This window comes from Streptomyces sp. HUAS 31 (assembly GCF_028198125.1).
Classification (GTDB): Bacteria; Actinomycetota; Actinomycetes; order Streptomycetales; family Streptomycetaceae; genus Streptomyces; species Streptomyces chartreusis.
Map to the genome: position 1 here is coordinate 3,887,808 of NZ_CP116353.1, position 13,743 is coordinate 3,901,550.

At 65.1% G+C, this 13,743-nt stretch carries 6 protein-coding genes and 2 rRNA genes; 3 read left to right on the top strand and 5 right to left on the bottom strand.

What is annotated here, in order from left to right; all coding sequences use genetic code 11:
* Positions 1–15: 15 nt before the first annotated feature.
* The 3 genes from PGH47_RS17140 to PGH47_RS17150 all read right to left on the bottom strand — a co-directional run bounded on the left by PGH47_RS17140 (position 16) and on the right by PGH47_RS17150 (position 6,533).
* Positions 16–3,136 (bottom strand): 23S ribosomal RNA (locus tag PGH47_RS17140).
* A 307-nt stretch (positions 3,137–3,443) separates the two neighbouring features.
* Positions 3,444–4,969 (bottom strand): 16S ribosomal RNA (locus PGH47_RS17145).
* Together the 16S and 23S rRNA genes form the textbook arrangement of a ribosomal RNA operon.
* A gap of 556 nt (positions 4,970–5,525) precedes the next feature.
* Positions 5,526–6,533, bottom strand: coding sequence for a stage II sporulation protein M (locus PGH47_RS17150; RefSeq protein ID WP_271664164.1), 1,008 nt, complete (start codon positions 6,531–6,533; stop codon positions 5,526–5,528).
* A gap of 131 nt (positions 6,534–6,664) precedes the next feature.
* Here PGH47_RS17150 and PGH47_RS17155 point away from each other — a divergent pair, with 131 nt between their 5' ends.
* Positions 6,665–7,630: an RDD family protein gene (locus tag PGH47_RS17155; RefSeq protein WP_271664165.1), complete on the top strand. Its 966-nt coding sequence runs from the start codon at positions 6,665–6,667 to the stop codon at positions 7,628–7,630.
* A gap of 5 nt (positions 7,631–7,635) precedes the next feature.
* On the opposite strand, the gene PGH47_RS17160 is transcribed toward PGH47_RS17155, so the two are convergent.
* The gene (locus PGH47_RS17160; protein ID WP_271664166.1) at positions 7,636–8,250 is read right to left on the bottom strand and encodes a hypothetical protein; all 615 of its coding nucleotides are present in this window, start codon (positions 8,248–8,250) and stop codon (positions 7,636–7,638) included.
* A gap of 262 nt (positions 8,251–8,512) precedes the next feature.
* On the bottom strand, positions 8,513–9,970 hold the full coding sequence (gene ahcY / locus PGH47_RS17165; protein ID WP_269644767.1) for an adenosylhomocysteinase: 1,458 nt from the start codon (positions 9,968–9,970) through the stop codon (positions 8,513–8,515).
* Positions 9,971–10,474: 504 nt separating this feature from the next.
* Here ahcY and PGH47_RS17170 point away from each other — a divergent pair.
* Positions 10,475–12,688, top strand: a complete 2,214-nt coding sequence (locus PGH47_RS17170) for a fructose-specific PTS transporter subunit EIIC (RefSeq protein ID WP_271664167.1) — start codon at positions 10,475–10,477, stop codon at positions 12,686–12,688.
* A 294-nt stretch (positions 12,689–12,982) separates the two neighbouring features.
* Complete coding sequence (gene lepB, locus PGH47_RS17175) at positions 12,983–13,666, top strand: signal peptidase I (RefSeq protein WP_271664168.1); 684 nt, start codon at positions 12,983–12,985, stop codon at positions 13,664–13,666.
* Positions 13,667–13,743: the final 77 nt, after the last annotated feature.

Here is a 13,743-nt window from a genome sequence, read left to right on the forward strand (position 1 = left end):
TGGACGCGAGCAACTGAGGACAAGCCCTCGGCCTATTAGTACCGGTCACCTCCACACGTTACCGTGCTTCCAGATCCGGCCTATCAACCCAGTCGTCTACTGGGAGCCTTACCCCATCAAGTGGGTGGGAATACTCATCTCGAAGCAGGCTTCCCGCTTAGATGCTTTCAGCGGTTATCCCTCCCGAACGTAGCCAACCAGCCATGCCCTTGGCAGAACAACTGGCACACCAGAGGTTCGTCCGTCCCGGTCCTCTCGTACTAGGGACAGCCCTTCTCAATATTCCTGCGCGCGCAGCGGATAGGGACCGAACTGTCTCACGACGTTCTAAACCCAGCTCGCGTACCGCTTTAATGGGCGAACAGCCCAACCCTTGGGACCGACTCCAGCCCCAGGATGCGACGAGCCGACATCGAGGTGCCAAACCATCCCGTCGATATGGACTCTTGGGGAAGATCAGCCTGTTATCCCCGGGGTACCTTTTATCCGTTGAGCGACGGCGCTTCCACAAGCCACCGCCGGATCACTAGTCCCGACTTTCGTCCCTGCTCGACCCGTCGGTCTCACAGTCAAGCTCCCTTGTGCACTTACACTCAACACCTGATTGCCAACCAGGCTGAGGGAACCTTTGGGCGCCTCCGTTACTCTTTAGGAGGCAACCGCCCCAGTTAAACTACCCATCAGACACTGTCCCTGATCCGGATCACGGACCCAGGTTAGACATCCAGCACGACCAGACTGGTATTTCAACGACGACTCCCCCTGAACTGGCGTCCAGAGTTCACAGTCTCCCAGCTATCCTACACAAGCCGAACCGAACACCAATATCAAACTGTAGTAAAGGTCCCGGGGTCTTTCCGTCCTGCTGCGCGAAACGAGCATCTTTACTCGTAGTGCAATTTCACCGGGCCTATGGTTGAGACAGTCGAGAAGTCGTTACGCCATTCGTGCAGGTCGGAACTTACCCGACAAGGAATTTCGCTACCTTAGGATGGTTATAGTTACCACCGCCGTTTACTGGCGCTTAAGTTCTCAGCTTCGCCCAGACGAATCTGAGCTAACCGGTCCCCTTAACGTTCCAGCACCGGGCAGGCGTCAGTCCGTATACATCGCCTTACGGCTTCGCACGGACCTGTGTTTTTAGTAAACAGTCGCTTCTCGCTGGTCTCTGCGGCCACCCCCAGCTCGGAGAGCAAGTCTCCTCACCAGACGTGGCCCCCCTTCTCCCGAAGTTACGGGGGCATTTTGCCGAGTTCCTTAACCATAGTTCACCCGAACGCCTCGGTATTCTCTACCTGACCACCTGAGTCGGTTTAGGGTACGGGCCGCCATGAAACTCGCTAGAGGCTTTTCTCGACAGCATAGGATCATCCACTTCACCACAATCGGCTCGGCATCAGGTCTCACCCTGTATGAGTGGCGGATTTGCCTACCACTCGGGCTACACCCTTACCCCGGGACAACCACCGCCCGGGATGGACTACCTTCCTGCGTCACCCCATCACTCACCTACTACCAGCTCGGGTCACCGGCTCCACCACTCCGACCTCGTCCGAAGACTCAGCCGGCGGCTTCACGGGCTTAGCATCACTGGATTCGATGTTTGACGCTTCACAGCGGGTACCGGAATATCAACCGGTTATCCATCGACTACGCCTGTCGGCCTCGCCTTAGGTCCCGACTTACCCTGGGCAGATCAGCTTGACCCAGGAACCCTTAGTCAATCGGCGCACACGTTTCTCACGTGTGAATCGCTACTCATGCCTGCATTCTCACTCGTGAACCGTCCACCACTGCCTTCCGGCGCGGCTTCACCCGGCACACGACGCTCCCCTACCCATCCATACGGGCGTTGGCCCTGTTGTATGAATGACACGACTTCGGCGGTACGCTTGAGCCCCGCTACATTGTCGGCGCGGAATCACTAGACCAGTGAGCTATTACGCACTCTTTCAAGGGTGGCTGCTTCTAAGCCAACCTCCTGGTTGTCTCTGCGACTCCACATCCTTTCCCACTTAGCGTACGCTTAGGGGCCTTAGTCGATGCTCTGGGCTGTTTCCCTCTCGACCATGGAGCTTATCCCCCACAGTCTCACTGCCGCGCTCTCACTTACCGGCATTCGGAGTTTGGCTAAGGTCAGTAACCCGGTAGGGCCCATCGCCTATCCAGTGCTCTACCTCCGGCAAGAAACACACGACGCTGCACCTAAATGCATTTCGGGGAGAACCAGCTATCACGGAGTTTGATTGGCCTTTCACCCCTAACCACAGGTCATCCCCCAGGTTTTCAACCCTGGTGGGTTCGGTCCTCCACGAAGTCTTACCTCCGCTTCAACCTGCCCATGGCTAGATCACTCCGCTTCGGGTCTTGAGCGCGCTACTAAATCGCCCTATTCGGACTCGCTTTCGCTACGGCTTCCCCACACGGGTTAACCTCGCAACACACCGCAAACTCGCAGGCTCATTCTTCAAAAGGCACGCAGTCACGAGACATGCAAGCACATATCCGACGCTCCCACGGCTTGTAGGCACACGGTTTCAGGTACTATTTCACTCCCCTCCCGGGGTACTTTTCACCATTCCCTCACGGTACTATCCGCTATCGGTCACCAGGGAATATTTAGGCTTAGCGGGTGGTCCCGCCAGATTCACACGGGATTTCTCGGGCCCCGTGCTACTTGGGTGTCTCTCAAACGAGCCGCTGACGTTTCGACTACGGGGGTCTTACCCTCTACGCCGGACCTTTCGCATGTCCTTCGCCTACATCAACGGTTTCTGACTCGTCTCACAGCCGGCAGACTGTAAAAGAGAGATCCCACAACCCCGCATACGCAACCCCTGCCGGGTCTCACACGTATACGGTTTGGCCTCATCCAGTTTCGCTCGCCACTACTCCCGGAATCACGGTTGTTTTCTCTTCCTGCGGGTACTGAGATGTTTCACTTCCCCGCGTTCCCTCCACTTGCCCTATGTGTTCAGACAAGGGTGACAGCCCATGACGACTGCCGGGTTTCCCCATTCGGAAACCCCCGGATCAAAGCCTGGTTGACGACTCCCCGGGGACTATCGTGGCCTCCCACGTCCTTCATCGGTTCCTGGTGCCAAGGCATCCACCGTGCGCCCTTAAAAACTTGGCCACAGATGCTCGCGTCCACTGTGCAGTTCTCAAACAACGACCAGTACACCGTCACACACCACCCTGTGGTGCTTCACCGGCGCCGGCACTGAGGTCGGGATCAAATCCGTACCCTCAGATACCCAACAGCGTGCCCGGCACGATCAGTTGACCAGATCAGCGTTCCACGCCCCGAGGGGCAGTACTAGCGCCTGATCCATCCTGGATCGTGCCGAATAATCAACGTTCCACCCATGAGCAACCAGCATCAGACATTCGCTGATGTACTGGCCTCTGACCAACCGGAGTTGGTGAGAAGTGCTCCTTAGAAAGGAGGTGATCCAGCCGCACCTTCCGGTACGGCTACCTTGTTACGACTTCGTCCCAATCGCCAGTCCCACCTTCGACAGCTCCCTCCCACAAGGGGTTGGGCCACCGGCTTCGGGTGTTACCGACTTTCGTGACGTGACGGGCGGTGTGTACAAGGCCCGGGAACGTATTCACCGCAGCAATGCTGATCTGCGATTACTAGCAACTCCGACTTCATGGGGTCGAGTTGCAGACCCCAATCCGAACTGAGACAGGCTTTTTGAGATTCGCTCCACCTCACGGTATCGCAGCTCATTGTACCTGCCATTGTAGCACGTGTGCAGCCCAAGACATAAGGGGCATGATGACTTGACGTCGTCCCCACCTTCCTCCGAGTTGACCCCGGCGGTCTCCTGTGAGTCCCCATCACCCCGAAGGGCATGCTGGCAACACAGAACAAGGGTTGCGCTCGTTGCGGGACTTAACCCAACATCTCACGACACGAGCTGACGACAGCCATGCACCACCTGTACACCGACCACAAGGGGGCGCCTGTCTCCAGACGTTTCCGGTGTATGTCAAGCCTTGGTAAGGTTCTTCGCGTTGCGTCGAATTAAGCCACATGCTCCGCTGCTTGTGCGGGCCCCCGTCAATTCCTTTGAGTTTTAGCCTTGCGGCCGTACTCCCCAGGCGGGGAACTTAATGCGTTAGCTGCGGCACCGACGACGTGGAATGTCGCCAACACCTAGTTCCCACCGTTTACGGCGTGGACTACCAGGGTATCTAATCCTGTTCGCTCCCCACGCTTTCGCTCCTCAGCGTCAGTAATGGCCCAGAGATCCGCCTTCGCCACCGGTGTTCCTCCTGATATCTGCGCATTTCACCGCTACACCAGGAATTCCGATCTCCCCTACCACACTCTAGCTAGCCCGTATCGAATGCAGACCCGGGGTTAAGCCCCGGGCTTTCACACCCGACGTGACAAGCCGCCTACGAGCTCTTTACGCCCAATAATTCCGGACAACGCTTGCGCCCTACGTATTACCGCGGCTGCTGGCACGTAGTTAGCCGGCGCTTCTTCTGCAGGTACCGTCACTTTCGCTTCTTCCCTGCTGAAAGAGGTTTACAACCCGAAGGCCGTCATCCCTCACGCGGCGTCGCTGCATCAGGCTTTCGCCCATTGTGCAATATTCCCCACTGCTGCCTCCCGTAGGAGTCTGGGCCGTGTCTCAGTCCCAGTGTGGCCGGTCGCCCTCTCAGGCCGGCTACCCGTCGTCGCCTTGGTGAGCCATTACCTCACCAACAAGCTGATAGGCCGCGGGCTCATCCTTCACCGCCGGAGCTTTTAACCCCCGTCCAGGAGGACAGGAGTGTTATCCGGTATTAGACCCCGTTTCCAGGGCTTGTCCCAGAGTGAAGGGCAGATTGCCCACGTGTTACTCACCCGTTCGCCACTAATCCCCACCGAAGTGGTTCATCGTTCGACTTGCATGTGTTAAGCACGCCGCCAGCGTTCGTCCTGAGCCAGGATCAAACTCTCCGTGAATGTTTACCGGTAATCCGGTGCACACACACGAGAGCGGAACCAGGAGAGGAATAGTCTCCCGGTTCACAGCGTCCTCGCTGTGTTATTTCAAAGGAACCTCGCCCCAACCGAACGGTTGGAGACGGGGTATCAACATATCTGGCGTTGATTTTTGGCACGCTGTTGAGTTCTCAAGGAACGGACGCTTCCTTTGTACTCACCCTCTCGGGCTTTCCTCCGGGCTTTTCCCTTCGGTCTTGCGTTTCCGACTCTATCAGATCTTTCCGATCCGATTTCCTCGGTGCTTTCCAGGTTCGCGCTTTCGCGTTTCCCTTTCCGGCGGTTCCGACTTTATCAGAAGTTTCGGGCCGGACTGACCGGCCGTTCATTTCCGAAATCATCGGGAGGGGGCTTCTTGGGAATCGAAGTTCCACTGAAGCAGACAGACACTCACTCTGCCCGATGGGACTATATCCACTTCCAGGCAACTGTTCGAATCTACCTCCCCACTCGCTCCGTGTCAACGGCTTTTGTGGGGCGAAGAGGAGACTAGCAGCTCAACAGGTGTGCACGCACATCAGGCGGCCGTCGGAACGGCGGCGCTGCGTTCGGCCTCATCGAGGTCGCCCGTGTCTCCGGCGCGGGCGGCACGGCCGCCGAGGACAAATACGTATGCAAGGAAGGCCAGTTCGGCGACGACGCCGATGGTGATGCGTGCCCAGGTGGGCAGGCCCGACGGGGTGACGAAGCCTTCGATGGCGCCGGATACGAAGAGGACTAGCGCTAGGCCGATTGCCATGCCGATCGCGGCGCGGCCTTCCTCGGCGAGGGCCACGCGTCGGGTGCGGGGGCCGGGGTCGATGAGGGTCCAGCCGAGACGCAGGCCGGTGCCGGCGGCTACGAAGACCGCAGTCAGTTCGAGGAGGCCGTGCGGGAGGACGAGGCCGAGGAAGGTGTCCAGGCGTCCTGCTGAGGACATCAGGCCGAAGCCGACACCGAGGTTCAACATGTTCTGGAAGAGGATCCAGAGGACCGGGAGGCCCAGGAAGACGCCGAGGATCAGGCAGAGGGCGGCTGCCCAGGCGTTGTTCGTCCAGACCTGGGCCGCGAAGGAGGCCGCGGGGTGGCTGGAGTAGTACGTCTCGTACTGGCCGCCGGGGCGGGTGAGCTCGCGTAGTTCGCTGGGGGCCGCGATGGTGGCCTGTACCTCGGGGTGGGTGCCTATCCACCAGCCCAGGAGGGCCGCTACGAGAGTGGACAGGAGTGCCGTAGGTACCCACCAGTGGCGCGCGCGGTAGACCGCGGCGGGGAAGCCGTAGGCCAGGAAGCGGGTGACGTCTCGCCAGGAGGCGCGGCGGGTGCCTGTGACCGCGCTACGCGCGCGTGCCACCAGTTGGCTCAGCCGGCCCGTCAGCTGGGGGTCGGGTGCGCTGGACTGGATCAGGGACAGGTGGGTGGCAGTGCGCTGGTAGAGGACGACGAGTTCGTCGGCCTCGGCGCCGGTCAGTCGGCGCTGACGCCCGAGCAGGGCGTCGAGGCGGTCCCACTCGGCGCGGTGGGCGGTGACGAAGACGTCGAGGTCCATCTGCTTTCCTGCTCCCCGGCTGTTCGTCGGCGACTCGTCGTTGGACGTCAGCTTGTCGTACTGCGGCGCGATGCGCCCTCAGCTTGGCAGACTGGCCATTCCGAGGGCAGGTCAGGGGAAGGACGGTCGGCGTGAGTGAGCTGGTGACGGGCGAGGCGGTGGCGCTGGAGTTGCGCCCTGCAAAGCTGCCCAGCAGGGCGCTGGCGGTGCTGCTCGATCTGGCCGTGGCCTTGATCGCCTACCTCGTCGTGACGACGGGCGTCGTGATCGCCACCGCCTCTCTGGACGAGGCCGCGCAGACCGCGCTGTCGATCGCCATGTTCGTGTTGCTGCTGGTCGGCGGGCCTATCGCGGTCGAGACGCTCAGTCATGGGCGTTCGCTCGGGAAGTTGGCCTGCGGGCTGCGGGTGGTGCGGGACGACGGCGGGCCGATCCGGTTCCGGCATGCGCTGGTGCGGGGTCTCATCGGTGTGATCGAGATTCTGATGACGCTCGGGGTTGTCGCCGTCATCGCTTCGCTGGTGTCCGCGCGCGGGCGGCGGCTCGGTGACGTGTTCGCCGGGACTCTCGTCGTTCGGGAGCGCATCCCCGTGACGCGTACGGGATTCGTGCCGCCGCCTCCCCCGTGGTTGGCCGGGCGGTTCGCCGGGCTCGACTTGTCGGCGGTGCCCGATGGTCTGTGGCTGGCCATTCGCCAGTACCTGACGCGGATGCAGCAGCTCGATCCGCAGGTCGGCTGGAGCATGGCGGAGCGGCTCGCGACGGACCTCGCGGGGCGCACGGGCGCTCCGGCGCCGCACGACGTGCCTCCGGCCGCCTATCTGGCCGCGGTTCTTCAGGAGCGGCAGGCTCGGGAGGCGCGGCGCGCCTTCGGTAATGGGGCGGCTATGGCTGCCCCGACACCCCCGGCGCCTGCCGCGTACGGCGGAGGCGTTGCTGCTCCGGTCGGAGTTCCGTATGTGCCCCCGGCCGGGGTTCCGTACGTGCCACAGGCCGGTGCGGAGCATTCACGAGTCGCGCCTGACGTCGTACGGCAGCCGGCTCCTCCGGTGCCGCAGGACGAGCCGCCTGCCACGGGCTTCGCTCCCCCCGCCTGAGCGGATCAGGCCAGCGGGGACGGTGGTGACTCCAGGTCCTCCAGTTCGATGCCTGGTGCCGAGAGGACTACGTCGCCGGCGATGTGCACGGTGTGCTGCTCCCCCGTGTCCAGGGCTGTGACCTGGTATTCGTCCACGGTCAGGGGGCCGTTGTCAGTGGCGTGTGTTTGTCTTTCCACCAAGGCCCAGGACTGGTCCACGGTGCGCGGGGCGAGGACCGGATCCGTGAAGGCCACGAGGCGGACGCGGGTTGCCGAGCCCGAAGGGGTGAGGCGGAGGAGACGGGTGGTGGCGATGAGGAACGCGGGGGACGTGCCGGTGAAGGCGTGGGCGCGCACATTGCCTTCCGTGGCGTGGACTCCCGTGGGGTCGGTGCGGACCCAGGTGACGCCGTCCAGGGCGGCGCCGCGTACTTGCCAGCCGCCGGCGTGGAGTTCGAGGCGGATAGGGCGGCCGAGTTCGTCCAGGGCGAGGTCGACGGAGCCGCTGTGATCGCCCGCGGGGGTGGTCAGCTGGGCGACGTAGCGCCAGCCGGAAGGGCCGGGGGCGCAGTGGAAGTGTTCTTCTGCGAGGGGGGTGTGATCGTGCGGATCGTGGAGCGAATAACGGCCGCGGGGCATCGGGGTCCTGGGGGCTGACGGACGGGCTGGTCCCGGCCACTTCGGCAGATGAGGCTACGTGGGCCGGCCATGCGGGCCAAAGAGGCAGGCCCCCGGCACGGGGGTGCGGGGGCCTGCCTCGGAGGTACTGCCGCTGCGAAGCGGGGCGCGGCGAGCGATGGACCGCTGTCACCGCTGGTTGCCGTACGAGTGTCGTCGTACGGCAACCCGGCTCGGACGGTCCGGCTCGGCGGCGCCGCGGGCCGCGCGGAGCCGGCTCGGCTCAGTAGCGGTAGTGGTCCGACTTGTACGGGCCCTCGACCTCGACGCCGATGTAGGCGGCCTGCTCCGGGCGGAGCGTCGTCAGCTTCACGCCGAGCGAGTCCAGGTGGAGGCGGGCGACCTTCTCGTCCAGGTGCTTGGGCAGCGTGTACACACCGGTCGGGTAGGCCTCCGGCTTGGTGAACAGCTCGATCTGCGCCAGCGTCTGGTCGGCGAAGGAGTTGGACATCACGAAGGACGGGTGACCGGTCGCGTTGCCCAGGTTCAGCAGGCGGCCCTCGGAGAGGACGATGAGCACCTTGCCGTCGGAGAAGGTCCAGGTGTGGACCTGCGGCTTGACCTCGTCCTTGACGATGCCCGGGACCTTGGCGAGGCCGGCCATGTCGATCTCGTTGTCGAAGTGACCGATGTTGCCGACGATCGCCTGGTGCTTCATCTTGGCCATGTCCGAGGCCATGATGATGTCCTTGTTGCCGGTGGTGGTGATGAAGATGTCGGCCTTGTCGACGACCTCGTCGAGGGTCGTGACCTGGTAGCCGTCCATCGCCGCCTGGAGGGCGCAGATCGGGTCGATCTCGGTGATGATCACCCGGGCGCCCTGGCCGCGCAGCGACTCCGCGCAGCCCTTGCCCACGTCGCCGTAGCCGCAGACGACCGCGGTCTTGCCGCCGATCAGGACGTCGGTGGCGCGGTTGATGCCGTCGATGAGCGAGTGGCGGCAGCCGTACTTGTTGTCGAACTTCGACTTGGTCACGGCGTCGTTCACGTTGATCGCCGGGAACAGGAGGTCGCCGTCGCGCTGCATCTCGTACAGGCGGTGGACGCCGGTCGTGGTCTCCTCGGTGACACCGCGGATCTCGGACGCCAGCTGGGTCCACTTCTGCGAGCCGTCCGTGATGGTGCGGTGCAGGAGTTCGAGGATGACGCGGTGCTCGTCGGACTCGGCGGTGTCGACGTCCGGGACCTTGCCGTCCTTCTCGTACTCGACGCCCTTGTGGACGAGGAGGGTGGCGTCACCGCCGTCGTCCAGGATCATGTTCGGGCCGCCGGTGGGGGTGTTCGGCCAGGTCAGGGCCTGCTCCGTGCACCACCAGTACTCCTCCAGGGTCTCGCCCTTCCAGGCGAAGACCGGGACGCCCTGCGGGTTCTCGGGCGTGCCGTTCGGGCCGACGGCGATCGCGGCGGCGGCGTGGTCCTGGGTGGAGAAGATGTTGCAGGACGCCCAGCGGACCTCGGCGCCGAGGGCGACCAGGGTCTCGATGAGGACGGCGGTCTGCACCGTCATGTGCAGGGAGCCGGTGACGCGGGCGCCGGCGAGCGGCTGGGCCTCGGCGTACTCCTTGCGGATCGCCATCAGGCCGGGCATCTCATGCTCGGCGAGGGTGATCTCCTTGCGGCCGAACGCGGCCAGGGAGAGGTCGGCGACCTTGAAGTCCTGTCGGTTCTCGACAGTCGTCATTACGAGCTGCTCCTCGGGGTTGGGTCGAGGGTGGGTACGGCTGGTCTGCGCGGCGGCGGACACCGGGGTGCCCGAAGAGGACACAGGCATGCCCGCGTACGCGCAGCGCAGTCCGTCGGAGGCCCTCTCTCCCTCGGCCGGTCCTTGTCGGGACCGCCCGACCGCCATCAGCAGCGACGTCTGGCTCTGTCCCAAGCTACACCGGGACGCCCGGCCGCCCCCAGTCCACCTCCGAACAGATCGAGCCATCAAGGGGTTCCAGGGCGGGCGAGGAGAGAGGCCGCTCGGAGGCCGGCGGCAGGTCAGGTGACGGTCGCGTGGGGGAGCGATAACAGGACACCAACGAACGGTTCACAGGTGGCGGCAGACCGGGACGTTCCGGGAACTCCGGCCCTATGAGCCTGCGGGGAGGTGCGGCAGGATGCCTGGAGATCGGAACAGCTGATCGATCTTGCGGGCGCCCGGGACGGCGTTTCCGCACGACAAAGGCGTTAGGAGATCGACGTGACCATTCCGGCCGGCCCTCCCCCCACGGGCGGCGGCGACGGCGAGCAGCAGCGGTTGAGGCTGCTCGCCGTGACCGCGTGCCCGACCGGCATCGCCCACACGTACATGGCGGCTGAAAAGCTCGCACAGGCCGCCGAGAGCCGCGGCATCGACATGAAGGTGGAGACGCAGGGATCCATCGGGGCTGAAAACGTTCTCGATGACAACGATGTCAAACATGCCGACGGCGTCATCGTCGCCGCGGACAAGGATGTGGACCTGAGCCGTTTCGCGGGCAAGCGGGTACTGACCGTGGGCGTGGCCGAGGGCATTCGTCACCCGGAGCAGCTGATCGAGCGTGTGATGTCGGCGCCGGTGCACACACCGGGGGGTGCCCCCACGGCCCCCGCGTCCGGCGGCAAGGAACGGAGCGTCGGGTACAAGGCGCTGATGAACGGGGTCAGTTACATGATCCCGTTCGTCGTGGTCGGCGGGCTGCTGATCGCGATCTCGCTGTCGCTCGGCGGGCACACGGACCCGTCGGGCGGTCTGGTCATCCCGAAGGACTCCTTCTGGATGGACATCAACAACATCGGCGTCATCGGCTTCACGCTGATGGTGCCGATCCTGTCCGGTTACATCGCCTACGCCATCGGCGATCGGCCCGCGCTCGTGCCCGGCATGGTCGGTGGCTGGATCGCCAACACCGGTGAGCTGTACGACTCCAAGGCAGGCGCCGGGTTCATCGGCGCGATCGTGACCGGGTTCCTCGCCGGGTACCTGGTGTTGTGGATCAAGAAGGTCCCGGTCCCGAAGTTCGCGCGGCCGATCATGCCGATCATCGTGATCCCGATCGTGGCGACCACCGCGCTCGGCATGTTCTTCATCTACGTCATCGGCAAGCCGATCTCCTGGGTGTTCGAGAACCTGACCGACTGGCTCAGCGGGATGACCGGCACGAGCGCGATCCTGCTTGGGGCGATTCTGGGCCTCATGATCGCGTTCGACATGGGCGGGCCGGTCAACAAGACGGCGTTCCTGTTCGGCGCCGGGCTCATCGCGACCGGCAACCAGACGGTCATGGGGATGTGCGCGGCCGCGATCCCGGTCATGCCGCTCGGGCAGGGCCTGGCCACGCTGATACGGAAGCGGCTGTACACCGAGCAGGAGCGGGAGACCGGGCTGGCCTCGCTGTTCATGGGCTGCTTCGGCATCTCCGAGGGCGCGATCCCGTTCGCCGCGGCGCGGCCCGCGCAGGTCATCCCCGCCAACATGCTGGGCGGCGCGGTCGCCGGTGCGATCGCCGGGGTCGCCGGCGTCGAGGACGCGGTGCCGCACGGCGGGCCGATCGTGGCCGTGCTGGGTGCGGTGAGCGGGGTGCCGATGTTCTTCGTGGCGGTGGTGATCGGTTCGGCCGTCACCGCGCTGACCACGGTCGCCCTCGTCGACCTGGGCGAGCGCAGGCGGCGCGTAGAAGCGGGCCTCGCGTTGGGCGTGGGTGCGCGTGAGGCTGTGCTGGTGGGCGCCGGGGTCGGGGCTACGGGTGCCGACGCCGGCGCTGGTACCGGAACGGGCGCGGGCGGTGGCGGTGACGGTGGCGCCGGCGCAGGGGGCGTGCCGAAGCAGGCCGGCCCGGCTGAGTCCGCCGACGCCGCTGTGCCGGGCAACCGTGCCGACGGGGCCGAGGTGGCCGACTCGACCGAGGTCGCTGACACGGCCGAGGTCGCTGACATGGCCGAGCCTGCTGACGAGGCCGAAGTCGGCGGCGGCTCCGGCGACGTCCTCTCCGGCTATCTCACCGAGCAGACCGTGAAGGTTCGGCTCGGGGCCGCCGACAAGGAGGCCGCGATCCGTGAGATGGCGGAGCTGCTGGGGCGGACCGGGAAGGTCGTGGATCCGGAGGAGCTCGTCGCGACGGCGCTGCGTCGGGAGGCGCAGGGGACGACCGGGCTCGGTGAGGAGATCGCGATTCCGCATGCCAAGACGGATGCGGTGAGTGCGCCGGTCGTCGGTTTCGCGCGGTCCGCTGAGGGTGTCGAGTGGGGCTCGCCGGACGGTACGAAGGCGAGGCTCGTGTTCATGATCGCCGTACCGGAGGCTGCCGCGGGCGACGAGCATCTGCGGATTCTGGCGCTGCTGTCGCGGAAGTTGATGAACGCGGAGTTCCGGGACCGGCTGCTGGCGGCGCCGGACGAGTCGGCCGTGCTCGGGGTGCTGCGCGAGGTCGGATAGCCGCGTCGAGCGGGTCCGCCTCAAGGGGGCGAAGGCGGGCCCGCACCGTTGGCCGCGTCGGGCGGGTCCGCGTCCGTGGCTCGGGGGCGGGCCCGCACCGCCGGGTCACGCACCACCGGGTCACACACCGCCGGGTCACGCACCGCCTGGTCACGCACCGCCGGATCACGCACCGCCGGATCACGCATCACCGGGTCACGCACCACCGGGTCACGGAGGCCAGCTACGCTCCCGCGCGCGGAGGGCCACCAGGCGACGGGCCCTGTGAGGAGAGGTCGTATGGGGAGGGGTGCAATGTCCGGGGCTGGGCGAAGACTTGGGGTCGCGGGCGTCGTAGTGGGGCTGCTGGGGCTGGTGTTGGGGCTCGGCGGGCTCGCGTATGCGCGGGCCGGGTTCGGCGGCGCCGTGGTGTCGAGCGAGAGCATGACGCCGACGTACGGGCCGGGTGACCGGATCTTCTACGAGCGGGCCGACGGGAGCGAGGTGCGGCGCGGGGACGTCGTGCTGCTCTCGGCGCCGGACCGGTACGGGTTCGACGGGCTGGTGGTCAAGCGGGTCATCGGCGTGGGCGGCGACCGCGTGGCCTGCTGCACCGGGACGGGGACGGCCGCGCGCGTCACCGTGAACGGGAAGCCGATCGAGGAGCCGTATCTGAAGGGCGGGGAGGCGGGCGGGTTCGGGATTCCGGCCTACGACGTCCGGGTTCCCGAAGGGCGGCTGTTCCTGCTGGGTGACAACCGGGGGAACGCCCGTGATTCGCGGGCGTTTCTCGACGACCGGGGTGGCACCTTCGCCGAGTCCGGGATCCGCGGGCGCACGAGCGACAGCTATGCCGTGCCCGCCCTCATCGGTAAGGCGATCATGCTCGGGGTGGTGCTTGTGCTGGTCGCAGTCGGGCTGGGGATCGCCGCCCGGGTCGTACGGCGGCGCGGGCCCGCTCCGGTTCCGGTCGCCCCGAACCGGCACCTGCCGGCCTGACGCCCGGACCTGCACAGCGTCAAGGGCAGCGCGGCGATGACAACGGGGCCCGCCGATCGACTCGGCGGGCCCCGTCA

What these genes read in the sequence shown, in the direction of transcription:
- PGH47_RS17150 (WP_271664164.1), bottom strand. Translation starts at nt 6,533, where the DNA reads ATGGACCTCGACGTCTTCGTCACCGCCCACCGCGCCGAGTGGGACCGC.
- PGH47_RS17160 (WP_271664166.1), bottom strand. Translation starts at nt 8,250, where the DNA reads ATGCCCCGCGGCCGTTATTCGCTCCACGATCCGCACGATCACACCCCC.
- ahcY (WP_269644767.1), bottom strand. Translation starts at nt 9,970, where the DNA reads ATGACGACTGTCGAGAACCGACAGGACTTCAAGGTCGCCGACCTCTCC.
- lepB (WP_271664168.1), top strand. Translation starts at nt 12,983, where the DNA reads ATGTCCGGGGCTGGGCGAAGACTTGGGGTCGCGGGCGTCGTAGTGGGG.